Source organism: Lactobacillus selangorensis (genome assembly GCF_001437205.1).
Classification (GTDB): Bacteria; Bacillota; Bacilli; order Lactobacillales; family Lactobacillaceae; genus Paralactobacillus; species Paralactobacillus selangorensis.
Genome location: NZ_JQAZ01000005.1, coordinates 24,524 through 48,327, shown reverse-complemented (window position 1 = coordinate 48,327; position 23,804 = coordinate 24,524). Strand labels below are relative to the sequence as shown.

The 23,804-nt window shown below is 46.9% G+C and carries 22 protein-coding genes and 1 riboswitch; of the genes, 18 read left to right on the top strand and 4 right to left on the bottom strand.

What is annotated here, in order from left to right; all coding sequences use genetic code 11:
- The first annotated feature begins 266 nt into the window (after positions 1-266).
- Genes IV40_RS07320 through IV40_RS07310 form a run of 3 tightly spaced genes read left to right on the top strand, consistent with a single transcriptional unit; the run spans position 267 to position 3,545 of the window.
- Positions 267-1,025, top strand: coding sequence for an ABC transporter ATP-binding protein (locus tag IV40_RS07320; RefSeq protein ID WP_057770061.1), 759 nt, complete (start codon positions 267-269; stop codon positions 1,023-1,025).
- A 12-nt stretch (positions 1,026-1,037) separates the two neighbouring features.
- Positions 1,038-2,837 (top strand): FtsX-like permease family protein, encoded by a 1,800-nt coding sequence (locus tag IV40_RS07315; protein ID WP_057770060.1) that lies wholly within the window; start codon positions 1,038-1,040, stop codon positions 2,835-2,837.
- A 54-nt stretch (positions 2,838-2,891) separates the two neighbouring features.
- Positions 2,892-3,545, top strand: a complete 654-nt coding sequence (locus IV40_RS07310; RefSeq protein ID WP_057770058.1) for a histidine phosphatase family protein — start codon at positions 2,892-2,894, stop codon at positions 3,543-3,545.
- A 69-nt stretch (positions 3,546-3,614) separates the two neighbouring features.
- Here the strand turns inward: IV40_RS07310 and IV40_RS07305 are convergent, their stop codons facing one another.
- Together IV40_RS07305 and IV40_RS07300 are read right to left on the bottom strand one after the other, a co-directional pair.
- A complete protein-coding gene (locus IV40_RS07305; protein WP_057770056.1) occupies positions 3,615-4,541 on the bottom strand; it encodes a proline-specific peptidase family protein in 927 nt (308 codons plus the stop codon).
- 79 nt (positions 4,542-4,620) lie between these two features.
- On the bottom strand, positions 4,621-6,453 hold the full coding sequence (locus IV40_RS07300; protein ID WP_057770055.1) for a monovalent cation:proton antiporter family protein: 1,833 nt from the start codon (positions 6,451-6,453) through the stop codon (positions 4,621-4,623).
- An 89-nt stretch (positions 6,454-6,542) separates the two neighbouring features.
- Here IV40_RS07300 and IV40_RS10745 point away from each other — a divergent pair, with 89 nt between their 5' ends.
- The 8 genes from IV40_RS10745 (at position 6,543) to IV40_RS07265 (ending at position 13,597) form a co-directional block, all read left to right on the top strand.
- Positions 6,543-6,683 carry a hypothetical protein gene (locus IV40_RS10745; protein WP_156404254.1) on the top strand — a complete coding sequence of 47 codons (141 nt, stop codon included), beginning with the start codon at positions 6,543-6,545 and terminating at the stop codon, positions 6,681-6,683.
- A riboswitch (Fluoride riboswitch) is annotated at positions 6,674-6,737 on the top strand. It overlaps the preceding gene by 10 nt.
- A gap of 18 nt (positions 6,738-6,755) precedes the next feature.
- The gene (locus tag IV40_RS07295; protein ID WP_057770053.1) at positions 6,756-7,424 is read left to right on the top strand and encodes a DUF190 domain-containing protein; all 669 of its coding nucleotides are present in this window, start codon (positions 6,756-6,758) and stop codon (positions 7,422-7,424) included.
- The gene (locus tag IV40_RS07290; RefSeq protein ID WP_057770052.1) at positions 7,417-7,800 is read left to right on the top strand and encodes a fluoride efflux transporter FluC; all 384 of its coding nucleotides are present in this window, start codon (positions 7,417-7,419) and stop codon (positions 7,798-7,800) included. The genes IV40_RS07295 and IV40_RS07290 overlap by 8 nt, the downstream gene beginning before the upstream one ends.
- Positions 7,797-8,153: a fluoride efflux transporter CrcB gene (crcB, locus tag IV40_RS07285; protein WP_057770051.1), complete on the top strand. Its 357-nt coding sequence runs from the start codon at positions 7,797-7,799 to the stop codon at positions 8,151-8,153. Before IV40_RS07290 ends, crcB begins: the two co-directional genes overlap by 4 nt.
- A 51-nt stretch (positions 8,154-8,204) precedes the next feature.
- Positions 8,205-10,505, top strand: coding sequence for an RNA polymerase recycling motor HelD (helD, locus tag IV40_RS07280; protein WP_057770049.1), 2,301 nt, complete (start codon positions 8,205-8,207; stop codon positions 10,503-10,505).
- A 3-nt stretch (positions 10,506-10,508) separates the two neighbouring features.
- Positions 10,509-11,432: a type I pantothenate kinase gene (gene coaA / locus IV40_RS07275; protein ID WP_057770314.1), complete on the top strand. Its 924-nt coding sequence runs from the start codon at positions 10,509-10,511 to the stop codon at positions 11,430-11,432.
- A 91-nt stretch (positions 11,433-11,523) separates the two neighbouring features.
- Positions 11,524-13,062, top strand: a complete 1,539-nt coding sequence (gene guaA, locus IV40_RS07270; RefSeq protein WP_057770311.1) for a glutamine-hydrolyzing GMP synthase — start codon at positions 11,524-11,526, stop codon at positions 13,060-13,062.
- A 145-nt stretch (positions 13,063-13,207) separates the two neighbouring features.
- The gene (locus tag IV40_RS07265; protein ID WP_057770047.1) at positions 13,208-13,597 is read left to right on the top strand and encodes a hypothetical protein; all 390 of its coding nucleotides are present in this window, start codon (positions 13,208-13,210) and stop codon (positions 13,595-13,597) included.
- 50 nt (positions 13,598-13,647) lie between these two features.
- Here IV40_RS07265 and IV40_RS07260 read toward each other — a convergent pair whose 3' ends face one another.
- Positions 13,648-14,553 carry an agmatine deiminase family protein gene (locus IV40_RS07260; RefSeq protein ID WP_082617944.1) on the bottom strand — a complete coding sequence of 302 codons (906 nt, stop codon included), beginning with the start codon at positions 14,551-14,553 and terminating at the stop codon, positions 13,648-13,650.
- Positions 14,554-14,930: 377 nt separating this feature from the next.
- Here IV40_RS07260 and IV40_RS07255 point away from each other — a divergent pair, with 377 nt between their 5' ends.
- The 3 genes from IV40_RS07255 to IV40_RS07245 all read left to right on the top strand — a co-directional run bounded on the left by IV40_RS07255 (position 14,931) and on the right by IV40_RS07245 (position 18,148).
- Positions 14,931-16,556, top strand: coding sequence for an ABC-F family ATP-binding cassette domain-containing protein (locus IV40_RS07255; protein ID WP_057770045.1), 1,626 nt, complete (start codon positions 14,931-14,933; stop codon positions 16,554-16,556).
- A gap of 107 nt (positions 16,557-16,663) precedes the next feature.
- Positions 16,664-17,182, top strand: a complete 519-nt coding sequence (locus tag IV40_RS07250) for a hypothetical protein (RefSeq protein ID WP_057770043.1) — start codon at positions 16,664-16,666, stop codon at positions 17,180-17,182.
- A gap of 111 nt (positions 17,183-17,293) precedes the next feature.
- Complete coding sequence (locus tag IV40_RS07245) at positions 17,294-18,148, top strand: polysaccharide deacetylase family protein (RefSeq protein WP_057770041.1); 855 nt, start codon at positions 17,294-17,296, stop codon at positions 18,146-18,148.
- Between the two features lie 115 nt (positions 18,149-18,263).
- Here the strand turns inward: IV40_RS07245 and IV40_RS07240 are convergent, their stop codons facing one another.
- Positions 18,264-18,953 carry a TVP38/TMEM64 family protein gene (locus tag IV40_RS07240; protein WP_057770039.1) on the bottom strand — a complete coding sequence of 230 codons (690 nt, stop codon included), beginning with the start codon at positions 18,951-18,953 and terminating at the stop codon, positions 18,264-18,266.
- Positions 18,954-19,109: 156 nt separating this feature from the next.
- On the opposite strand from IV40_RS07240, the gene IV40_RS07235 reads away from it, so the two are divergent.
- The 4 genes from IV40_RS07235 (at position 19,110) to IV40_RS07220 (ending at position 23,782) form a co-directional block, all read left to right on the top strand.
- Positions 19,110-19,913, top strand: coding sequence for a TraX family protein (locus IV40_RS07235; protein WP_057770037.1), 804 nt, complete (start codon positions 19,110-19,112; stop codon positions 19,911-19,913).
- Between the two features lie 103 nt (positions 19,914-20,016).
- Positions 20,017-22,551, top strand: coding sequence for a M1 family metallopeptidase (locus IV40_RS07230; protein WP_057770035.1), 2,535 nt, complete (start codon positions 20,017-20,019; stop codon positions 22,549-22,551).
- Between the two features lie 99 nt (positions 22,552-22,650).
- Positions 22,651-23,472, top strand: coding sequence for a DUF4767 domain-containing protein (locus IV40_RS07225; RefSeq protein ID WP_057770033.1), 822 nt, complete (start codon positions 22,651-22,653; stop codon positions 23,470-23,472).
- Positions 23,435-23,782, top strand: a complete 348-nt coding sequence (locus IV40_RS07220; protein ID WP_057770031.1) for a hypothetical protein — start codon at positions 23,435-23,437, stop codon at positions 23,780-23,782. The genes IV40_RS07225 and IV40_RS07220 overlap by 38 nt, the downstream gene beginning before the upstream one ends.
- The last annotated feature ends 22 nt before the right edge of the window (positions 23,783-23,804 follow it).

Here is a 23,804-nt window from a genome sequence, read left to right as displayed (position 1 = left end):
TTTTAAGCACGTTTTGGCATGGTGGTTTGTTATGTATATGCTGAATTTTCTCCAAACGGACCCCTCCCTTAAGTAGCTTTCATTTCTAGTATACCGAAAAGTTGGGGCAGGTGTTTTGATGACGACGCTTACAGACAAAACTTTTTTTATGAAAACTTACAGATTTGTCATTTTGAACCTCAAATTGTTCGTTCAATCGCTGGCTGGCAGCGACGCCATTCCGTAAAATATAGTTATTGAATCGATACAGAAGGGATGTTTTAAAAATGGATCAGCAAACGGTAGTTTCCGTTCAAAATGTAACGAAAACATATGGGAAAGCTCATGAAAAACAATATGAAGCATTAAAAGGGGTTTCGTTCGAAGTCGAAAAAGGGGAATTTGTCGGCATCATGGGAGCATCAGGTTCTGGGAAGACGACACTGCTCAATATTTTATCGACCCTCGACCGGCCCACCTCTGGTGAAGTGAAAATCAATGGGCAGGCAATCTCCCATTTAAAGGGCAATCAGCTGGCCGATTTTCGTTCACAGGAAATCGGGTTTATCTTCCAAGATTTCAATCTTTTGGAAAACCTGACTGCCTATGAAAATATTGCCTTGCCGATGTCCTTGCAGAACAAGCCGGTCAAAGCTATTAAGCCGCAGGTTGAAAAAATTGCCGATCGGCTGGGCATTGCTGAATATTTGGACCATTATCCAACTGAATTATCTGGCGGCCAGAAACAGCGTGTTGCATCGGCACGCGCCCTCATCAATCAGCCGGCTATCCTGTTCGGTGATGAACCGACGGGGGCACTGGATTCGGAAAGTTCGACAGAATTACTGGATACGATGGCGAGTTTGAATCAGGAAAGCCAAGTGTCGATTTTGCTAGTGACGCACGATCCGTATTCGGCCAGCTATTGCCAGCGCATCTTGTTTATCAAGGATGGCCGCATCGGCCGTGAACTGAAACGCAATGGGCGTTCTTACCAGGAGTTCTACCAAGAAATTTTGGATGAACTTGGCACATTTGCACAGTAAGGGGGCGGAGTGATGTTAACCAAATTATCATTGAATGGCATCAAAAGCCGTTTCAAAGAATATGTGGTGTTATTTTCCGGCTTGATTATGGCCAGCGCCATTTTCTACATGTTTGAAGCGTTGGCCACGAATAAATCGTTTGTGAAGGCCAATTCGATTATCTCAATGGCCAGTATCGTCTTCCAGTTTGGCTCCGTTCTGCTGGGCATCATTGCCTTTGTTTATGTCCTCTACGCGAATACATTCCTGATGAGCATGCGTCAGCGTGATTACGGTACCTTTATGATGCTGGGAGCCAAACGGCACAAGATCAGCCAGCTGATTTTTGCTGAAACCTTTTTGATTGGTTTTGGGTCAACCGTAATCGGGATTCTGATTGGAACCGGCTTAACGGCTGGGTTGAGTGGTCTGCTCCTGAAACAGATGGATATTACGGTGGCACATTTCCATGCCTTCTATCTGCCGGCAGTCGGAGTCACCATGCTCTTTTTCGCTGTGCTCTTTTTATTGGCCGCACTCCTGAACTGCCGCAAGCTCTTGAAGACACCGTTATTGCAGCTGCTTCACGATGATAAGCAGCCGACTCGAGTCCAAAAAGCGGGTCGGGGCCAAGTCATCAAGAGCATTTTAGGATTGGTTTTAGTGGCGATTGGTTACTATGCCATGGCTCACCTTGAACAGCTGCAGATCAATGCGATTCCGATTGCATTGGTGACAATCGTCTTTGGAACCTATTTCCTGTTTGATGCCGTCTTCATCAGTTTATTGCAGCTGCTAAAACGCAATCCCACTTTCGCTTTCCACCGCTTAAATGACTTTACGCTGGCGCAGTTGAACTTCCGGATTCGCAGCTATACAAAAGTGCTGTCGATGGTGGCTATTTTGTTTGCGATGGCCTTAGGGGCAATTACGGTCGGAATCGGCTACCAGCGGGAAATTCCGCTGGTCACCAAAACGGTCAGTGCTTATGATGTGCTCGTTCAGAATCCAACGGCGCAGGAAAAGAAACTGCTCAACCAAATGAAGCTGAGTCAGGATTTGACCTTGAGTTATAAAACCGACGCCAAAAATGTGTATTTTGACCAGAACGATCTTGATGCACAGACGGTCGAAACGATGTATCATGCCAAGAACCAGTACAATCAGACTCATGTTCAGTCGACAACGACGGCTGAGTTGCAGAAAAATCCTGGTTTGCTGAGTGAATTTGCCGGCGCCGTCAATAGCAACAAAATGCCGCAGATTGTTTCACATGCGCAGTTTCAAAAAATGACCGCACCGACAGAAACCGTGCGGGCCGTCCATTCGCAGAATTTCAACCAGAGTCTGCCGACTTTGAAACAAATTCAGAAACTGCAAGTTGCCCAATTACCGGCCGGAATGAATGCTTTCCAGATGGGCGGTCGTTTGAGCAGTTATCAGACAGCCAAAGCCTTATTCGGCGGGATGGAATTCATGGGCCTCTTCTTAGGAATTGCCTTCCTGGCAATGCTGGCGAGCTGCCTGATGTTTAAGATTCTCTCCGGTGCGGCCAACGATAAGCAGCGTTATCAGATGTTAGCAAAAATCGGGACCCGCCGCAGCTGGCTTCAGCATTCGATTCGGGTCGAAATCCTGACGCTGTTTGCTTTGCCAGGTATTGCCGGAATAATCCATGTCTTGTTCGGACTGCAGATGTTTACGTTGATTATGGATGCGCCGTATGCCGATTTATGGATTCCATTTTCATTATTCATCGTCCTCTATGCGCTCTATTACATCCTGACGGTGGTGCTCTATCAACGAATCGTTCTTCCCAAGCAACACGACTAAAGCCGCTTTATGTTAAAATAAAGAAAGTTAAATTAAGGGAAGAGGAGTACGATCATGAAACCAATCGATGTGTATCTTGTTCGTCATGGGCAAACTGTTTTGAATCGTTACAACCGCATGCAGGGCTGGTGCGATTCGCCATTAACTGAAAAGGGGTTGGCGGATGCCGATCATGCCGGCAAAATGCTGTCGCATGTTGCGTTTGACAGTGTTTATTCGAGTGATACGACGCGTGCAGCTCGGACGGCTGAGATGATCATCAAACGAAACCTTAACCAGCATCCGAAACGGGTTGCTTCGCCGTTGTTTCGGGAAGAATTTTACGGCTACTTTGAGGGCAATGATTCCTTTCAGTCTTGGTACATGGTCGGCGAACCGCACGGCTGCCGAAATTTCTCTGAAATCATTCAGAAGTATTCTTTGGATAAAGCGAAGGATTTTATGAAAGAAACCGACCCTTGGCACGATGCCGAAAATGCGCAGGAATATTGGACACGGCTCGGCAAAGGGTTCAAGATGCTGCGAGAACAAAATCAGCCTGGCAGTAACGTTTTGATTGTCAGTCATGGGACGACGATTAGAAGCATCGTGAATAAATTTGACCATGACAAACAGTTTGATGTTTCCGTCAGTCCGAAAAACGGCAGTGTAACGCACTTGCAGCTGATTGAAGGCGGCATTGAGATTGTCGATTTTAATCGAAAATAGCAGCGTGTCACAAAATGGGCGCACTCAAAAAGGGATCCGCAAAATTGCGGGTCCCTTTTTGAGTGTCTTTTAATCGTTAAAGTTGCCAGATTCGACATCCTTGATAAATTGTTCGAGATGGTCGAAGTAAACAGGCGGATTATCGATCATATGATGATGGCCGCCGTTTGGTGTAGTCACTAACCGTGAATGTGGAATCAGCTTGTTCATCTTTTTGGCTGTTTCCAATGGCATTGTTTCGTGTTCGCCAAAGGTTAACAGAGTTGGCACAGTAATTTTGTGCAGCTGGTCACGGAAGTTCCATTCCTTCAGCTTCCCAGTGACAACGAATTCATTATCGCCTTGGAAAGCATTGTAAACGGGTTTGGAAGTAATATCGACCAGATGCGAGATTTTCGGTGGCTGGCGCCGATCGACATAGTCTTTGTTTAAAATATCGACGTAGCTTTGATATTTAGCATCTTTATCGAGATCTTCATGGTTGTCTTCGGCATGTTTCATGTAGGCAACAGCTTCACGTGGCAAAGTTTCTTCACGGAGCTTATTGACATGATCGACATATTCGCCGATTTCATCGACCATACTGGAGATGATCGCACCCTTAAGATGCTGGCCGTATTTGACCGCATACATTTGAACGAGTGCGCCGCCCCATGACTGGCCGATCAAATAGAAGTTATCGAGTCCCAGCTTGGTCCGGACTTCTTCGACTTCATCCAGGAAGTAATCATAAGTTAAGTATTTGGCTGCGATGGCCGGGTCGGAATAATCGGGTTGATCCGAATACCAGGAGCCGAGCTGATCGTACATAAAGACTTGCACACCAAGATTGCTTAATTCGTCACCAAAGTTTTCCCAGTATTCATGGGAGCCGCCAGGGCCGCCATGCAGGCATAACAGTTTGATGTCGCCTTCGCCTTCAGTGTGTTCCCATAGATGATAGCCATTGTCGAGGGTCATGATATGTGACCCAGGTCGTTGAAATTCATTGCTCATCACACTCACCTGATTTCTTTTGAATTAGTCTTATCGTAACAGAAATGAGAAAACTTTCATAGTTTTATTAGTGAAATCACTAATTTAATTTGCCGACTTGTTCCCGCAAGGTGGCCAGCATTTGCCGATTGCCGGTGAAAATGAGGTGGTCGCCCAAATGCAGCTGCGTGTCCCCATGCGGTGCAACAAACTGGCCGTTCCGATAAATCCGGCTAATCGTAATTTGATCGACAAACGGGAGATGCTGAATCTCGTAGCCAGCAAAACGACGGTTGCGGACAACGACTTCGTAGAGTCCGGCGTCGGTCGCGTTGAGGATTTTCAGTGTCGATGGCGTTTCAATCAAACTGCGCAGCATCGTCACATTGGCCGTATAGGTGTTATAAATTTCGACGCCTTGTGCAGTGAGAATATCGGCTTGTTCGTCTTCAAGGTCGGTCGATTCGAAACGGGCGATGATTCTGGGGACGTGCGCCTTCAGCGCCTGGTTTGCCAATTTGAAGTTGGTCTTGCTGTTCGAATAAGCGAGCACAACGATATCGGCATCAAAAGCCTGCGCATCGGCGAGTGCTGCATCACTCCAATCGCTGACGAGCTTGACGTTGGCTTCGCTGTTATAAGTCCGGTAATTCTTTTCGGAGTTGGTCAACAGTTCGGTTTCGTATAATCCCTTCGATAATTGCTGCGCAATCGGAATCGTCATCAAATTGGCGCCGATGAAGTGGACGGTTACTTTCTGGAAATCTTCTTTTTCAGGCCGGTAAAATTGGTTGAATAAAATCGGTGCGAGCAGGCAGGTCAGGACGGCGGCAATTGTAAAGGCACCGGATTGCTGCGTCGTCAGCACATGAAGATTGCGGCCGACCGTCAGAATCGGCAGGACCAAGGTGATGGTCGTTGAAGTCAGAAAAGTACCGGCTAATGCATTGCTGTTTTTGAAGCGGCGTTTCAAAATAAAGTAAACACCAAGTTTGGCAACCATAAAGCAGGCAAAGAACAACGGAATGAGAATCCAGGTCGCACGATCAGCCAGCAAGGTGCGTAGATTTAATTTAGCGCCCGTCATGATGAAGAAAATCGGAATGAAAAAGCCGTATCCCAATGAGGTCAGCTTATCTTGGGTTTCTTCACGAGGATGAAGCAGTTTCATGACCATGCCGGCCAGAAAGGCCCCCAGAATATTTTCAGCACCAGTCTGTTCAGCGACGGCCACTAAGGTGATAATGATGAAAAAGGCCATGCGGATGTCGAGCTGAGTCGTCGACTTGTCGATTTGGGTAAACCATTGGTAAATCTGTCGGAAACGCAGCAGCAAGATGATCGCCACGACGAAAATGAGTGAAATCAGCCACAAGCTTTTGGCGTTCGAACCGTTCATGGCCGAATAAACACTGAGGGCCAGCAGCGGAATAATTTCCCCAAAAGCAGCGATTAGTAAGACGGTTTGGCCGAATGGCTTGCTAAGCAGTTCTTTTTCCTTAAGTGCGGCAATGACGACTCCTAGTGCGATTGTGGAAAACAGAATTGTGGCTAAAATAACGTTTTGAAATTGACCGATCTGCCGTAGAAACAGGCTCAATAATAAGGATAAAACTAAAATACTGCCGTAACTCCATAGGGCCAGCGGCAAAGGAGCCGGACGGGGGTCGGCTTTGGCTCCTTTCGGCCGCCGTTTGAACAAATCAAAATTGATTTCCATCCCGCTGAGGAAAATCAGGATGATGACGCCCAGTGTCGACAGCTGCGTCAGGACACTGTTGTTGTGAATCAGGTTGAAACCCGTTTTGCCCAGCAGGATGCCGACGATGATTTCGGCGACGGCGGTGGGGACGTTGGCAATGTGAAAACGGGCCATAATAATGGGTGTCATCAGGGCTGCAAGGAGCACGATGACGAGTGAAAGACTATTCATGAAAAGACCTCTTTATCCAGAAATAAATGTTCCTTTTATTTTAACAGCTATGGTAAACTGAAAATAGGGTTAAATAAGGAGTAATTGCGATGAAACAACATTCGACTTTTATCGGAATTTGTACGCTGGTCGGACTGCTTGCCGGCGTCTGGCAGCACCAGATTTTGTTAGGGGTTGCAGTCGGCTTAGCCGTCGGAACGGTAGCTGCGTGGTTATTATTTAGAAAATAGGGCATGGTGTTCGCCCGATGAAACTGCATGAATGCTGATGACACCTATCCGGAGTGGATAGGTGTCTTTTTAATGAAAGAAGTGAAACAGATGAAGTATCTGCTCCGGATCATCGTCGATGAATTAGATGAAGCATACAATGGCCAAAATCTGGCCCATTTACTATTGAAGTTTTTGTGGCGGAATCATGTGCCTGGAGTCACGCTTCGCAAGGGTAAAATGAGCTTGGACGGGCATGCCGAACTGCATGAACAGGTGGCTGAAGATGAACCGTTCAACAATCTGCCGCTGATCTTTGAAGCAATTATTGATGATGAAGTACTCGATCGAATTATGCCGCTGATTCTGCGGATGATTCCGAATGGCCAAGTCAGTTTAACATTTGAGGAGGAAACGATCGTGCCAACCGAACATTATGATATCAAGATTTTCACCAAAGCGGACAATAAATGGTTCCGGAAGGACCACTATGAAGATATTTTGGACTTGTTTCAGCAGCATCAAGTGACCTGGGCGACCGTGACCGAAGGGGTAGCCGGCTATGGTGCCGACCATGTCATTCATCGGCAGGAAAAATTTCATTTTGCGCACAGTCTGCCGATTGTCATCGAAGGTATCGTCAGTGGTGCCACACTGCCGGACTTGCTGAAAGCAATCCAACCGCTTTTGCAGGATGGCGTCGTCTTTACGACCAAAGTCGACGTCCGTGAAAATACGACAGGAGGGAATGTGAATGGATGATTTAAGCATCGCACTGTTTGCTTTTTTAGGCGGCGTCAGCCGTTACGGACTCGGGTTATGGCTGCCCACCTGGCATGCTTTTCCAGTTGCGACCTTAAGCGTCAATTTATTGGGCAGTTTCTTATTAGTGTTTATCGGGCAGTATGTAGCCCATCAAGGCTGGTTGTCGGCCCGGTTGATTGCTGGAATCAGTTCCGGCTTTTTAGGCGCCTTCACCACTTTTTCGAGTTTTAGTGTCGATACGATGAAACTGTTTCAGCAGCATTTATTCGGAACGGCGGGTCTCTATATCGGCCTGAGCTGCATCGGCGGATTCTTCTGTGCCGAGCTGGCGTATCAGCTGGCCCATCGTCTGTTGAAGCGTGAGCACGCATGACGGCGGTGTGGGTTGGCTTAGGGGCAATCATCGGCGCCTTGGCCCGTGTCCACCTGTCGAGCTGGCTGAACCGGCTGTGGGACTATGCTTTTCCGCTGCCGACGTTTCTAATCAATTTAACCGGCAGTTTCCTGTTGGGGCTGATTTGGGGCGCCCAGCTGATTCCGGCGCAGTATGCCTTTTTGGGCACTGGGGTGATGGGTGGCTATACGACATTTTCGACGTTTAATCGTGAAACAGTCCTCCTTTTTCACGGCCGCCGCAAATGGGTCGCCTTGGCTTACAATTTGAGCAGTTATTTGTTAGGAATCCTGCTGGCTTTCTGCGGCTGGTGGGTCGCACAAAATCGCTAAAAGTGGTAACATATTATCACTACAAATTGTGTGAAAAGGGGAAACGCAGCCATGGCAAAAAGTGAACGCGAATTAGAACAGCAGCATTTGGATTCAATCGTTCAGCAGATCAAAACGGCCGAACAAAGGGAAACACAAGACATTGCTCGTGCCAAGAAGGATGAGAAGCGGATCCAAGATGACTTTTTTGACGGCGTCAAACTTAACTACAGCAACTATACAGAAGCCTTAGAAACTGCATCCTCGATCCAAGAACAACAACAGTTATTGATGGAACGCAATAATGCGTGGCAGAATTCGAACCAGCAGCTCGATGTCTTAAAGAAGCTGGAACAAAATCCGTATTTTGCCCGTATCGATTTTCAAGAAAAAGGCGAAAACGGGCCCGAAACGATTTATATCGGGTTAGGCTCATTTGCTGATGAAAATGACCATTTTTTGATTTATGACTGGCGGGCACCGATTTCGTCAATCTATTATGACGGCGGTATCGGCAAGGTGACCTATCAGACACCCGATGGCCCGCAAGAAGTCAGTGTCAATTTAAAACGGCAGTTTTTAATTGACCATGACAAGATTACAGCGATGTTCGATACGACCGAAACAATTGGCGATCAGATGTTGCTTGAGGTGCTCGATGAAAAATCCAGCACCCAAATGAAGAGTATTGTCACCACCATTCAGCGGGAACAGAATAAAATTATTCGGGATACAACATCCGATCTCCTCTTTGTTCAAGGGGCCGCTGGGTCTGGGAAGACATCGGCTGTCTTGCAGCGTGTCGCTTATCTTTTGTATCGCTATCGGGGCAACCTCAAATCGAGTCAGGTGATTATGTTTTCACCTAACCAGCTGTTTAATGATTATATTGAAAACGTACTGCCGGAGTTGGGCGAACAGAACATGGTCCAGATGACCTATTTCCAATATGCAGCCCACCGTTTGCCGAAAATCAGTGTCGAGAACATCTATCAGCAGTTTGAAACGCCGGTCTCAGCCGACCAGAAGACTGTCGATAAGTATAAGACTGACTTGGCTTTCTTTAAAGTAACCCAGAAGTATGCGGCCCGTTTGAATGAACGGGGCATGCGTTTTCGGGATATCAAGCTCAAGGGTGAAGTTTTCTTCTCCAAAGAAAAAATCGCAGAAATCTACTATAGTTTCAATGAAAACTATCATTTAGGCCAGCGATTATCGGCGACGAAGGAAAAACTGCTGCAGTCATTAAACCGTAAAGTCAGCCATGAAATGAAGAAGGAATGGGTCTCACAGGCCATCCAAAGTTTGAGTGACGATCAGATTCGGCAGTTGAAGTCGCAGCATAAAGGAGAATTCAAGTCGGGCGATGACGAAGAAAAATTCTATGCTTGTCAAATCGTCACGTTGGCTTTCCGGCAGGTTCAACGAGCCATCCAGCGTAATCATTTTCTGACGATTCAGAATCAGTATCTCGATTTCTTGCGGCAGGTGCCACGGATTACCAATTTGGAAAAGTTGGGCATTACGACTGCGATGTGGAAAAAGAGTATCCAGCATTATATTGATAATATGCAGCAGAAGCAGATTAGCATGGCCGATGTGACGCCATACCTGCATCTGTATGATTTGATGGTCGGCAAACACGGCGACCGGTCGATGCGGTTTGTCTTCATCGATGAAATTCAGGATTATACACCGTATCAATTGGCCTTCTTGCAGTTTAATTTTCCGAAGGCACGGTTTACCTTACTGGGCGACCTCAATCAGGCTATTTTTACCAAGGACAGCAGCAATACTTTGTTGAATGAAGTGCAGCGTTTGTTCAAGGATCAGACGATTAACGTTGTTCAATTGACGCAATCGTATCGTTCGACCGCACAAATTACCGATTTCACCAAGGATATCCTGAAGAGCGGCCAGAAAATCGAAGCCTTCAATCGGGATGGCGATTTGCCGGTCGTAGCCGTCGAAAAAACAAAAGAAGAATCATTAGCCCGGCTGGTCGAACAGCTGCGAGCTAACGATCAAGATAAGTACACAACGGCCATTATCACCAAGACGATGGAAGAAGCTGAACAAGTCTATGCCGATTTGCGGAAAAAGCAGGTCAAGACGACGTTAATCAAGTCCGAAAACCAGCGCTTGGCCGACGGAACAATTATCGTACCGAGTTATCTGGCTAAAGGGCTCGAATTCGATGCCGTTGTGGTCTGGGAGGCTTCGCAGGCCAATTACCATGAAGACGACGAACGGCAGCTGCTGTATACGATTGCCTCACGGGCGATGCACCGGCTGACGCTGATTGCTACCCAAGAGCTGTCGCCGCTGTTAAAGCAGGTGGCCGCCCAAACTTATACGTTGGAGCAGAAATAAGTGATGCAGGAAAAACTCAATTTTTATGTGATTCCCAGAGCTGAATGGCAAAAGCTAGAAAAACCAGCTGATGGCGGCGTCAGTCAGGCTACCTTGAATCGAATCAAATCGGTTAACGATAAAATTTCGGTAGCGGACGTCAAGGAAGTGTACGCCCCGTTATTGCAGTTTATCAAATTGGCCTATCAGCATTATCAGACCAAACTGGCGGCCAAAAATGCTTTTCTCCATGTGCAGCCGAATCCAGCGCCGTTTATCATCGGCATCGCTGGCAGTGTCGCCGTTGGGAAGAGTACGTCAGCGCGTCTGCTGAATCTGCTGCTGCAGCAAGCTTATCCGGACAAAAAGGTCCAGCAGATTACGACTGACGGTTTCCTTTATCCCAATCAGATTTTGAAGGAAAAAGGCCTGTTCGATCGCAAAGGGTTTCCGGAAAGCTACGATATGCGGAAATTGGTTTATTTTCTGAATATCGTCAAGAAAAATGAAGGTCCGGTCCAGGCCCCGTATTATTCACATGAAGAAAACGACATTATCAAAGACCGCTTTGAAACGATTGACCGGCCGGATATTCTGATTGTCGAAGGGATCAATGTCTTGCAGCTAACGACTGATGCGCCGCTATTTGTCAGCGACTTTTTCGACTTTTCATTGTATATCGATGCGCCGACTGATTTAATCGAACAATGGTTTTTGGAACGTGTCGCTACTTTGATCGATCGTGCTGGTGATGATCCGGCCGAAGAATTTTATGCACCGACACCGGAAAAGCGGCAGAAATTTTTAGATTGGGCCGATTCAGTTTGGCAGACGGTCAATCTCCCGAACCTGAATGACTATATTCTGCCGACACGAAAACGGGCCGACGTGGTGCTGCATAAAACGGCTCATCATCGGATTGACCAAATTTATCTACGGAAGTACTAAGTGCGATTGACGTTTGCGGTGAATATCAGTAAACTAGGTTTAACGTATTTAAAAGAATTGACAGAATGGAGTGAATTTGGTGGCAAAGTCCATGGATGCTTTTGACGAAATTATTGTCCTCGATTACGGCAGCCAGTACAACCAGCTGATCACCCGGCGGATTCGTGAGTTCGGTGTTTATTCCGAATTGAAATCCCATAAAATAACGGCCGATGAAGTGCGTAAAATCGCACCAAAAGGCATTATTTTCTCCGGTGGTCCCAATAGTGTTTACGACAAAGATGCTTTCAAAGTCGATCCTGAGATCTATGATCTGGGAATTCCGATTTTGGGTATCTGCTACGGCATGCAGCTGATGACGCAGGATTTAAAAGGGGACGTTGAGCCGGCCGATAACCGGGAATATGGGCGCGCCCAGATCAAAGTGACTGATCCGAACGCCGTGTTATTTAAAGGATTACCTGAAGAACAAACTGTTTGGATGAGTCATGGCGACTTAGTGAAACGAGTTCCAGCCGGCTTTGAAGTGACTGCGACAAGTAAAAACTGCCCGATCTCATCAATGGCTGATGACGCACGCAAGTTTTACGGGATTCAGTTCCATGCCGAAGTCCAGAACACGGAGTATGGGCATGAAATCCTGAAGCACTTTGCTTTCGATGTCTGCCATGCTCGTGATAACTGGACCATGGATGATTTCATCGACATGCAGATTGAAAAAATCCGTGAAACGGTCGGTGATAAGAAGGTCCTGCTTGGTTTATCCGGCGGGGTCGATTCCAGTGTCGTTGGTGTCTTGCTGCACAAGGCAATCGGCGATCAATTGACCAGCATCTTTGTTGACCATGGTTTATTGCGGAAGAATGAAGCCCAGGAAGTCATGGATAGTCTGGTCGGCAAATTCGGCCTCAATATCGTCGAAGTTGATGCCTCAAAACGTTTCTTAGGCAAATTGGACGGTGTGTCCGATCCCGAAAAGAAGCGCAAGATTATCGGTAACGAATTTATCCAAGTCTTCAACGATGAAGCCAAGAAACTTGACGGGATCGAATTCTTAGCTCAAGGGACGTTGTATACCGACGTCATCGAAAGCGGAACCGATACGGCCCAAACAATCAAGTCGCATCATAACGTCGGCGGGTTGCCGGAAGACATGCCATTTAAGCTAATCGAACCACTGCGCACTTTGTTCAAAGATGAAGTCCGTGAAGTGGGGACTAAGTTAGGTATGCCCGACAACCTCGTTTGGCGGCAGCCATTCCCAGGTCCTGGCCTTGCCATTCGTGTCATCGGTGCCGTCACCCCCGACAAGCTCAAGCTCGTTCGGGACAGCGACGCCATCTTACGGGACGAAATCAAAAAAGCCGGTCTCGACCGTGAAATCTGGCAGTACTTTACCGTCTTGCCAGGCATCAAGAGTGTTGGGGTCATGGGCGACGGCCGGACTTACGATTACACGATCGGCATCCGGGCTGTCAACTCAATTGACGGCATGACCGCAGACTTTGCCCGCATTCCTTGGGATGTGCTTCAGAACATTTCCGTGCGCATTGTCAATGAAGTGCCGCACGTCAACCGGGTAATTTATGACATTACCTCCAAGCCGCCGGCAACGATTGAGTGGGAATAAAATAGTCTAAGATTTAACAAATTTAGTCGTTCTCTATCACAGCAAAACGTGAAGAGGGCGGCTTTTTGATTTGCTGGCTTTTTTAGGAGAAACGAGCGTACAATAAGAGCAGAAAAATGATTTGAAATTTTAGGAGGCGCTCCCCATGTTCAATTATGAAACCTATTTAAAACAAGTAGATTCATTATCATTTGAAGAAGCTTTGGATCTTTATAATGCGATTTATCAGGATCTAGAAACGGATAACCAGGATCTTCATGAATTGTGGGGTGACACAATTGACGCTGCTTTGGACTATGTTCAAATGCGCACCAAGTGGAATTTCATGGACATGGGGGAACGGATGACGGCAGATAGCACTCGGACCAATCTGCACAATCAGTTTATGAGCTGCCTGACGATTTTCTCCAGAGAATGTGCCCAATTAAATTTGGATATCAGCTGGATTGAAAAATTAGGACCAACTACACAGCGTAAACGTTGGGGCGATTTTGCCGGCTATATTCTGTGTTTTGAAAATTTGAAGGCACGTTAAAAAAACGTTGGGGCAAGGACTGGTTAGTCATTGGCCCAACGTTTTTATTTTCAGTGAATGGCAGTTGGCAGCAGCTTTTGCGGACAGTACCACGTCAGGCAATTGACGGAGCCACCTAAAGTTGATAATTCTTTGACATCGACTAAATGAATTTTTTTATGTGTGTAACGGGCCACTTTTTTGGCCACTTGCTGATCTGTTTTGAGTCCATATTGTGGCAGGTAAAGATCTGTGTCTGTTTCCAGCATGTTGATATACAAACCACGTGCGGAGGGGATAGTTGGGTCGTATTGACCAGCAGCTTGGTAATTGGAGGGGAGGTCAACCAGCTTTAAATCCGGTGCTGCCTTGCGAATTTGTTTTTTAACGGCTGCTTTGTTTTCAAAATCACCCACGAACAAAACGTTCGGCTGGATGAAATGGACTTGCCCATCAGCATGGCCGAGCACATCGCCAGGTTCGGGGTTAATCAAAATGATTGTTTCAAGGTGCAGTAATTTTTTTAGCTGCTTGATTAAGCCTTGTCGTGAATAATCGGGATTGTCCTTTAAAATCCGGGTTGTGATAATGGCAGTCTGCTGACCATTATAAATAAAATTACCGCCATCAAGAATGATGTCTGACTGTTGGTAATGAAATCCCTGTTCGTTGAGCCACCGGGTAAAATGACGGTCGATGGTGCGGCTTTGGCGGGCGGGCAGATAATCGGGTGCATAGGTGAATTTAACGAGGCGGTCGGTCACAACCGGCGCGACATCTCTAATCCAAATATCGCCATAGGCAACGGGAGTGCTATTCATCGCATTTCTAAACTGGTGAATATCTGTTTTAAAAGGCTTGTAGTAAGTATCATTTTGGGCCGGCAGCCCCGTAAAGAGCGTCGGAAGCGGCGCATGACAGCCGGTGGCAGTAAAGACAAAGAGCGTGGTGTATAGCAAGCTGAATAATCGTTTCATTTTTAGACGTCCTTTCTGGTTCGAAGCTATTATACAGGGCCGTTTCGGTATTATTTTTATATAAAAATATAATACGGCCGTTGCGCTGAAAATTTATGCTTGACAGCCTGTTTTTATAATAATAAATAATATTTATCAAAGTCGGTTGAAACGATTTACCGCTCCATAAAACGAGCTTAACGAATAACTAGAAGAGCTATCCACGTCAATCAGGAACTGACGAGAAAAGTTATTTTAGTTGTGAGATGGAGCAGCGGATGATTTATTTCACAAAGTGCATTGACTTCCAGTCTAATCCTCGATAAAATAACACCATAAACTACATCAGACAGCCAGCAGCACAACCTGCTGGCTTTTATTGTGAAAGGAACGATGATTTGATAACAATTAGCGACATGGGCCTTCAATTGGATGGCCGCAAATTATATGAGGACGTCAATTTAAAGTTCACCGCCGGAAATTGTTATGGCGTGATTGGGGCCAATGGAGCCGGCAAATCAACATTATTGCACTTGCTGGAAGGCAAATTGCAGCCGACTTCTGGGTCGATTACGATCGAGCCGAACAAACGGATGTCGAGCCTGGTTCAGGACCATTTTGCCTTCGACGACAACGAAGTACTTGATACTGTTTTGCAGGGTCACAAACAATTGTATGCGATTATGAGCGAGAAAAATGCATTGTATGCCAAGCCGGATTTCAGTGAAGCTGATGGGGTCAAAGCAGCTGAACTGGAAAACCAGTTTGGCGAACTTGGCGGCTGGACGGCCGAGTCTGAAGCTGTCCAACTTTTGAATGCGTTAGGCATCGACGAAACACTGCAAGCGCAAAAAATGAGCGAATTATCTGAGCCGCAAAAGGTGAAAGTCTTGTTAGGCCAAGCTTTGTTTGGCAAACCCGATATTTTATTATTAGATGAACCGACGAACGGGCTGGATATGCAGACGGAAACATGGCTCGAAAACTTCCTGGCCGATTTCCCGAACCTTGTCATTGTCGTTTCCCATGACCGCCATTTCTTAAATCAGGTCTGCACCAACATGTGCGACGTCGATTTTGGCCAGATTAAAATGTATGTTGGCAACTACGATTTCTGGTTGGAATCCAGCCGTCTGGCCGCCAAAATGGCCGCTCAGCAGAATCGTAAAAAAGAGGAACAAATCCAAGAATTACAGGACTTTATTGCCCGTTTTTCAGCCAATGCTTCTAAATCCAAGCAGGCCACTTCACGTAAGAAGCAGCTCGACAAGATTTCGTTGGATGACCTCAAGCCATCATCCCGAAAATATCCGTTCATCAAGTTCGATTACGAACGCAAGTTGGGCAATGACTTGGTTCGGGTCGAAAACGTGTCGAAGACGATTGAAGGAGTCAAAGTGCTTGATAACATCAGCTTTGTAATCCGTCCGAACGAAAAGGCCGCCATCATGTCCCGCAACGATTTGGCATCGACCACAATGATGCAGATTTTGGCGGGCGATTTGGCACCAGATACCGGTTCAGTTACTTGGGGCGTGACAAGCGAGCGTGCTTATCTGCCGAAGGATACCAATTCAGCTTTCAATGACGATTCGCTGGATATTCTCGACTGGCTGCGGCAGTTTGCCCAGCCAGGTTTCGATGACAATACCTTCTTGCGTGGTTTCTTAGGCAAAATGCTTTTTTCCGGTGATGAAATCGAAAAGAAAATTGCCGTTTTATCTGGGGGCGAAAAAGTGCGCTGCATCCTGTCGAAGATGATGCTGCAAAAGGCCAACACCCTTTTGATGGATGACCCGACCAACCATCTCGACCTCGAATCGATTACATCGCTGAACGATGGGCTGATCACATTTGATGGCTCTTTGCTGTTCACTTCGCATGATCATCAGTTTATTCAGACAATTGCCGACCATATCGTCGAAGTTTCGGCCAATGGAGTTGTTGAACGAGCTGAAACGACACTCGATGAATTCCTGAATCATGATGTCATGCAGGCAAAAGTGGCCCAGTTATATGCTTAAAAAAGTGCGGCTTGCCGCACTTTTTTTGTGTCCATTTGTCGAAGTTCACTAAGAATGGTACAGTGTTGTGCAGACAGCATGAATTTGAAACAGGGGGATTTTTGATAATGGCAGAAACACAGTTTTCGGAGTGGCCGGTGGACAAGCAACTGAAATTACTGGCGCATTTTAAAGATGAGGATGCTCGAATCACACAGATGATTGCGGACCAGCAGACCGAACAACAATACAAGCACACTCAGACGCTCAAATTCAATCAGGAACGCAAAACAAAACGGCGCCAAGTCTATGTAGTCACGTTTCTGGTCGGGGCAGCGTGCGGTTTGTTTTCACAGGGTGGCGGAATCGTTCGGGGGCTTATCATCGGCGTACTCTGTTTGGCGGTGGCTTTTGTGCTGTCGGCTTATTTTTTGATGCCGACTTTGAAAGTGCCAGCTGCCGATGGCAAAGATCCCGTAACTGAAAAACATGTGCAGACGATTCAAGCAGAAGAATCGGCCTTGGCCGCTCAAAAGGGTTATCCACAGGATCAGCTTGGCAACGGCAGTCCAGCTATGCTCTACCACCTCTTAGATTCCGGCCAGGCCGCCGACTGGCCAGCGGCAATCAAGCAGCTCGATTTGTGATGAAAAAAGTCCGCTCGCAAGCCAACGAGCGGACTTTTTGGTCGCTTTTCAAATTATTTTCCGGTATTCTAGAATTAGATCGGAATAATTCTAATTTGGGGAGCGAGACCGATGAAAAAGAGAGTGGGGTTTTTATTGACGATATTGTTGCTGGCAGGATGCGGGCAGCGTGCCACAGCTGAAGCTGACCAGACTACCTCCAGCAGCGCTAAGACAACCGTGGTCAAACAACAGGTTGATCACGGCCAGACACGCATTCCACTGTCCAAATGGGTGCATACACAGACTGATGTTCACATCCCGATTTTGATGTACCACGATATCAATACGGGCAATTCGCTGCAGATGCCGGAGCAGCAGCTGAACAATCAGATGCACTGGCTCAAGGACGCCGGTTACTATTTTTTGTCGCCGAAGGAAGCTTACATCGCTTTGACGCAAAATAAACTGCCGCAGAAAAAGGTGGTTTGGGTGACCTTCGATGATGGCTACAAATCAATGTTTACGAAGGGACTACCGATTTTTAAGGCGGTCGGTGCGTATGTGACGATCAATTTAATTACAAGCACGCTGAACGATCCGCAAAAATGTCCGCTGCAGATCAATAAGGCTCAAATGGACAAAATGGTGGCGGCAACGAGAACAACGGTTAGCATGGAGAGCCATACGGTATCGCATTTAGACATGAATACGATGCCGCTCGCACAACAGCAAAAAGAAATGGCGGATTCACGGACAGAACTCCGGCAGTTATTGCATCAGCCGATTTTGACGGTGGCTTATCCGGCCGGCCATTACGATGCCGATTCGGTAACCGCTGCGAAAGAGGCTGGTTATAAAATGGCTCTGACGACGACACCAGGGCTGGCAACGGCTAGTCAGGGATTATTGCAGCTGCATCGGGTCCGAATCAATCCAGGCCTGGATAAGGACCAATATCTGGAACTCGTGAAAACCGGTTATTGATAGTAAAAGCGTGAAGGATGTGTTTCACGCTTTTACTATGCTTTGAGTACGATTCTAGCCGTTCATGATGGACTCTTTAAGCAAAGCAATCAAACTGAAAAATGCCCTCCGTCGGTTAGGAAGGCATTTTTTTAGCTTCATGCTTCTGAAAATCTTTTCGCAGGAGGGCCACTAACCCAATCACAATCAGCAACCCGATAATCGCACCGGTCAGTCGCTTCGGATTCTGCCGCAAGAGGGCATCGCCGCCGAACGCATACAGAAAAGAAACCGGCAGTGCACCCGCAATGACAGTCGGCACAATTTGTCGAAAGGATATTTTCATTTTAACAGCGGTAATATCGACCAGAATGGTTGGAATGACGGGAATCATATAACCGAGTGCGATGCCGACGAGCGGATGCTTACGCTTCGACAGGGCGTCTACAAACCGCTGCGAACGCTGGTTGTTTTTTGAAAATCCGAATCGTTTCAATAAGCCAATATCGAACAGATTGCCAACGGTGATGCCGATTAAATTAATCAGCAAGCCTAACCATGGGCCGAAGCCGACCCCGACGAAAACGGCGACGACCGAAATCGGCAGTCCGGGAATGGCGGATAAAATAGCAATCATGGCGCTGAACAGCAGCGCATCTTCAAAACCGTGATTGCGAATGCGGGCGATCCATTTGGCCCGATTAAGGTGCGGCGTTTGGAAACGGAGGACAAAATCAAATTGGTAATGTGTGTAGACGAGATAACCCAGTCCAATCAGCGCTGCAATTCCCAGCAGAATCAAAATCAATTTCACTAATTTTTTCATACTTTTCTCCATGAATTCATTACGTTCATTCTAACATTTATCGGATTGCTATTTTATGCGGGCACTGGCCGATAAACATTTTGAAACAATCATTTATAAAGATACTAATTGACCATCTAACAGTTTTGTCACGTCGCTATTTTTTGAAAGTGATTTATGTTATTCTATGACAACACAGGAGGGAATAACGTGCTTAAAAAAGGTTTAACGACGTTTGATTTAAAAATATTGGGGATTCTTTTAATGTTTGCCGATCATGTGCACCAGATGTTTGAACCATTTGGCGCCCCAGATTGGCTCGATTGGTTCGGACGTCCGGTGGCGACGATTTTCTTTTTTGTCAGCGTGATCGGTTTTTCGCACACGCACAGCAAAAAGAAGTATATGACACGTTTATATGTTTCGATGGTCTTGATGGGTATCATGACGACCGTCCTGCAGAAATTCGTGGTCGTGCCACAAGTTGTTCTGATCAATAATATTTTCCGGGATTTATTTGTCGGAACAGTCATGATGGCCGGAATCGATGTGATCAGCGCCGGGCATCGTCAGCACCAGTTCGGGAAAATGTTTTTAGGAGTGAGCATCTTCTTATTGCCGTTCCTGTTCTCAGGACTCGTATTTGCGCTGATGCTCGCACCGACAGCGATTGCCGGTATCAGTATGCAGGTCAGCTTAATTGTTTTGCCAGCAATCATGCTGAGCGAAAACGGGCTGATGGTTCTCTTGATTCCGTTATTGTATCTGGCCCGCAACAAACGCTGGCTGCAATGTCTGCTGATTGCATTAACAGCGCTGATCTATCTGGTGTTAGGAACCAGTCAGTGGCTGATGATTTTTGCGATTATTCCGATTTGGCTTTACAACGGCGACAAAGGAAAAGGACTTAAGTATTTCTTCTACGGTTTTTATCCAGGCCACATTGCCATCTTGTACTTGTTGGCGGCCGTTTTACACTAGGCAAAAGAGATTCCGATTTTCGGAATCTCTTTTTGTTTTTTCACTATCTACTCCCTTGCGAAAAGCGTATAATAAAGAAAAATTAAATTTTAAGGAGAAAACTATGGCAGAATTGACACGCTTTTATGAAACGTTCCACCCAGAGCATTACGATGTATATCTGGATATTAACCGTGCGACTAAAAAAATCAGCGGCAAAACAACAGTCACTGGTGAAGCCGAAACCAAGACGATTTCACTGCATCAGAAATTTCTGACAATCGAATCCGTTCAAGCAGATGGCAAGGATGTTTCATTTGCAACGGATGATAAGGCCGATGCGTTGCACATCGAGCTGCCGGATGCTGGTAAAACGGTGATTGCAATTACGTATACGGCGCCTTTAACAGATTCAATGATGGGCATCTATCCTTCCTACTATGAAGTCAATGGCGAGAAGAAACAAATCATCGGGACCCAGTTCGAAACGACTTTTGCTCGTCAGGCCTTCCCATGTGTCGATGAACCAGAAGCAAAGGCAACGTTCAGCTTGGCCATCAAGTTCGATGAGAAACCGGGCGAAACGGTCATCAGCAATATGAACGAAAACCATGTTGAAGACGGTGTGCATTACTTTGATCAGACGATGCGGATGTCTTCTTATTTGATTGCCTTTGCATTCGGCGATCTGCAGAGTATCAAGACTAAGACAAAGAGCGGCGTTGAAATCGGCGTATTCGCAACTAAGGCCCATCAGCCGAAGGAATTGGAATTTGCCTTGGATATTGCCAAGCGTTCAATCGAATTCTACGAAGACTTCTATCAAACGCCATATCCGCTGCCACATTCATGGCAATTGGCTTTGCCTGACTTCTCATCAGGCGCCATGGAAAACTGGGGCTTAGTCACCTATCGCGAAGCTTACTTATTGCTCGATCCTGACAATACGGCCTTCGATATGAAGGAACGAGTTGCAACAGTTGTCGCCCATGAATTAGCTCACCAGTGGTTCGGTGACCTTGTTACGATGAAGTGGTGGGATGATTTGTGGCTCAACGAAAGTTTTGCCAACATGATGGAATATGTTGCTATCGATGCGCTCGAACCAGATTGGCACATTTGGGAAGTCTTCCAAACTTCCGAAGCACCAGCCGCTTTGCAGCGTGATGCAACGGATGGGGTCCAGTCTGTCCATGTTCAGGTCAACAATCCGGCTGAAATCGATGCTTTGTTCGATAGTGCCATTGTGTATGCCAAAGGCTCACGGATGCTGGTGATGGTTCGGGCCTTAATCGGCGATGATGCGTTGCGCAAAGGGTTGAAGCACTATCTGGGTGCTCATAAGTACGGCAATGCGACTGGCGCTGATTTGTGGGCCGCTTTAGGGGCCGCTGCTAAACTGGATGTCGGTGCCGTGATGAACTCATGGCTTGAACAACCAGGTTATCCTGTCGTTTCGGCTTCCGTTGAAGATGGCCAATTAGTCTTGTCGCAGAAGCAGTTCTTTATCGGCGCAGGCAAGGATGTCGGCCGTCAATGGCAGATTCCGTTGGCTGGCAATTACGATGTTGTCCCGCAACTGATGACTACTCAGACGGTCACGCTGGGCGACTACAAGCAATTACGTCAAGAAAACGGGCAGGCCTTCCGTCTCAATGTCGGCAATAACTCCGATTATATCGTCAAGTACGATGAAACTTTGATGAAGGATATTCTGGCTGATGTTGAAAACTTAGATCCAATTTCCCAGCTTCAGCTTTTGCAGGATTTGCGTTTATTGGCAGAAGGCAACCAGATTTCTTATGCCGCGATCGTGCCATTGCTGAGCCGCTTTGCGAAGAGTCCATCGACGATCGTCAATGATGGCTTATACAGAGTTGCCAATACCTTGAAGAAATTTGTCACACCTGATTCTGATGAAGAGACGAATGTTAAGAAACTCTTCGGTGATTTAAGTGCAGCACCGGCTGAACGATTAGGCTGGGTTGCTAAAGCCGGCGAATCCAACGATGATACGCTGACGCGTCCGTACGTTTTGAAGGCCGCTTTATATGCCGGCAATCAAGCCGCCATTTCGGCTGCCCATGAATTGTTTGCCGACAACAGTGAAAACCTGGCTGGTTTATCCGCCGATGTGCGTGCTTTGGTACTCAGCAATGAAATCAAGAACTTCGGCAATGCCGAATTATTCGACCAGTTATTGACGGATTATCAAAAGTCTGCCGATGCCAGCTACAAGAATGATTTGCGGGCCGCATTAACGAGTGTGACGGATGCTGCATTGATCGATAAGCTGATTGGCGATTTTGAAAATGCCGATGTCATCAAACCGCAAGACCTGCGAGGCTGGTTCCAAGGTGTTCTGCAAAATGACGCCGGCCAGCAAGCCGCATGGGATTGGATTCGGAATGATTGGCAATGGCTCGAAGATACGGTCGGCGGCGACATGGAATTTGCCACTTACATTACCGTTATCGCCAACATCTTCCACACACCGGAACGCCTGCAGGAATTTAAGGACTTCTTCGGTCCGAAAATCAACACACCAGGGCTGACTCGTGAAATCAAGATGGATACCAGTGTCATTGAAACCAACGTCAAACTGATTGAAGCCGAAAAGAAAGCAGTTAACGCAGCAATCGCCGGCACAGTCGCTTAATTAACACAGAAACGCCGTCCCATTATTTGTGGGCGGCGTTTTTTAGTGTCGTCTTTTGTGGCGAAAGCTTATAATAAAGGCAATAAGGGGAGGGTGCAGATGAAAAAAGCAAGTGGATTACTGCTGCTGGCAGTGTTGGGAATGGTACTGAGCGGGTGTCAGAATAATACCGGCAAATCGGCCTCGTCAGAATCAGCTTCAACGGCAGCAACTAAAGTAACACCTTCTGTTTCAAAACAGGATTACCGGCTGAAGTGGAACACAAAAAAAGCAGCTCAATTGGCTGCATACATGGTTCAATTTGGGAAGAATATGAATCAGAACTACACACAGGTCAAGCAGGGAACGACTGCGAGCTGGTTCAACGCCAGTTTGAAAAAGATGGCCCAGGAAAATCGTGCTATTGAAGTTGGCGGCAAGGTTGAAAAGACAAAGTGGTTTCCAGCCCAAAACTTAGGCAGCAAGGCCCGGACGAATGTGGTTGCCGCCTATGCCGATGATGATGCGCATATTTTGTATTTATTCGTCGTTAATCACGCTCAGGCTGCTCGTGTGCTCGTTTCGCAGCAGGCAGTCAATGACAAAGGACGGCTGGTCATGAAGGAAACCGCCAATACAGCCATTAAAGGCGCCTTTAACAGCATCTTAGCTGGGCAGAATGTTTCATCAGATGCTGAAACGTCCGCATCCGCTAGCAGCAGTATCTCTTCATCAGCAGCGCCCAAAGATGCGGCAGCCGGCGATGCACCGACTGTCAATTTTCCAAGCCGATTTGAGGGGACTTGGTATGGTTATGAACAAGGGAGCGATGTGCTTAAAACAGTGACAATCAGCGGCGCAAAACTGACCGAAGACGGGACAACAATCACCTTGCACGATGTGAGTGACCAAACGTTCGGCAGCAGACACGGCGACTGCTAACGGCAATCCTACTAATCTGAATCGAACCAAAGAAAAAGAATGGGGTGCCTATAGCCCTCAAAATAATGTGCGGGGTCATGACTGGATCAACATTCGAGGCTGGTATCAAAGCAATGGCGATGGGACCAGCTATACAGTGATGACGCAAACAATCAACGGCACAGCGACACCCGTATTGGTGCGTGCGTGCGGTGCTGCGGTTCTGACCGACGGCAAATATTATTTGTCAAAAGACGTGGCTGAACAACAGCAGCAGAGCGACGCTGCTTTTGAAAGCAGTCAGGCCGAAAATCCGGAATTAAGTGAATAAGGTTTTGTTGAAGAAACTAAAA

What these genes read in the sequence shown, in the direction of transcription:
- IV40_RS07320 (WP_057770061.1), top strand. Translation starts at nt 267, where the DNA reads ATGGATCAGCAAACGGTAGTTTCCGTTCAAAATGTAACGAAAACATAT.
- IV40_RS07315 (WP_057770060.1), top strand. Translation starts at nt 1,038, where the DNA reads ATGTTAACCAAATTATCATTGAATGGCATCAAAAGCCGTTTCAAAGAA.
- IV40_RS07310 (WP_057770058.1), top strand. Translation starts at nt 2,892, where the DNA reads ATGAAACCAATCGATGTGTATCTTGTTCGTCATGGGCAAACTGTTTTG.
- IV40_RS07305 (WP_057770056.1), bottom strand. Translation starts at nt 4,541, where the DNA reads ATGAGCAATGAATTTCAACGACCTGGGTCACATATCATGACCCTCGAC.
- IV40_RS07300 (WP_057770055.1), bottom strand. Translation starts at nt 6,453, where the DNA reads ATGAATAGTCTTTCACTCGTCATCGTGCTCCTTGCAGCCCTGATGACA.
- IV40_RS10745 (WP_156404254.1), top strand. Translation starts at nt 6,543, where the DNA reads ATGAAACAACATTCGACTTTTATCGGAATTTGTACGCTGGTCGGACTG.
- IV40_RS07295 (WP_057770053.1), top strand. Translation starts at nt 6,756, where the DNA reads ATGAAAGAAGTGAAACAGATGAAGTATCTGCTCCGGATCATCGTCGAT.
- IV40_RS07290 (WP_057770052.1), top strand. Translation starts at nt 7,417, where the DNA reads ATGGATGATTTAAGCATCGCACTGTTTGCTTTTTTAGGCGGCGTCAGC.
- crcB (WP_057770051.1), top strand. Translation starts at nt 7,797, where the DNA reads ATGACGGCGGTGTGGGTTGGCTTAGGGGCAATCATCGGCGCCTTGGCC.
- helD (WP_057770049.1), top strand. Translation starts at nt 8,205, where the DNA reads ATGGCAAAAAGTGAACGCGAATTAGAACAGCAGCATTTGGATTCAATC.
- coaA (WP_057770314.1), top strand. Translation starts at nt 10,509, where the DNA reads ATGCAGGAAAAACTCAATTTTTATGTGATTCCCAGAGCTGAATGGCAA.
- guaA (WP_057770311.1), top strand. Translation starts at nt 11,524, where the DNA reads ATGGATGCTTTTGACGAAATTATTGTCCTCGATTACGGCAGCCAGTAC.
- IV40_RS07265 (WP_057770047.1), top strand. Translation starts at nt 13,208, where the DNA reads ATGTTCAATTATGAAACCTATTTAAAACAAGTAGATTCATTATCATTT.
- IV40_RS07260 (WP_082617944.1), bottom strand. Translation starts at nt 14,553, where the DNA reads ATGAAACGATTATTCAGCTTGCTATACACCACGCTCTTTGTCTTTACT.
- IV40_RS07250 (WP_057770043.1), top strand. Translation starts at nt 16,664, where the DNA reads ATGGCAGAAACACAGTTTTCGGAGTGGCCGGTGGACAAGCAACTGAAA.
- IV40_RS07245 (WP_057770041.1), top strand. Translation starts at nt 17,294, where the DNA reads ATGAAAAAGAGAGTGGGGTTTTTATTGACGATATTGTTGCTGGCAGGA.
- IV40_RS07240 (WP_057770039.1), bottom strand. Translation starts at nt 18,953, where the DNA reads ATGAAAAAATTAGTGAAATTGATTTTGATTCTGCTGGGAATTGCAGCG.
- IV40_RS07235 (WP_057770037.1), top strand. Translation starts at nt 19,110, where the DNA reads ATGTTATTCTATGACAACACAGGAGGGAATAACGTGCTTAAAAAAGGT.
- IV40_RS07230 (WP_057770035.1), top strand. Translation starts at nt 20,017, where the DNA reads ATGGCAGAATTGACACGCTTTTATGAAACGTTCCACCCAGAGCATTAC.
- IV40_RS07225 (WP_057770033.1), top strand. Translation starts at nt 22,651, where the DNA reads ATGAAAAAAGCAAGTGGATTACTGCTGCTGGCAGTGTTGGGAATGGTA.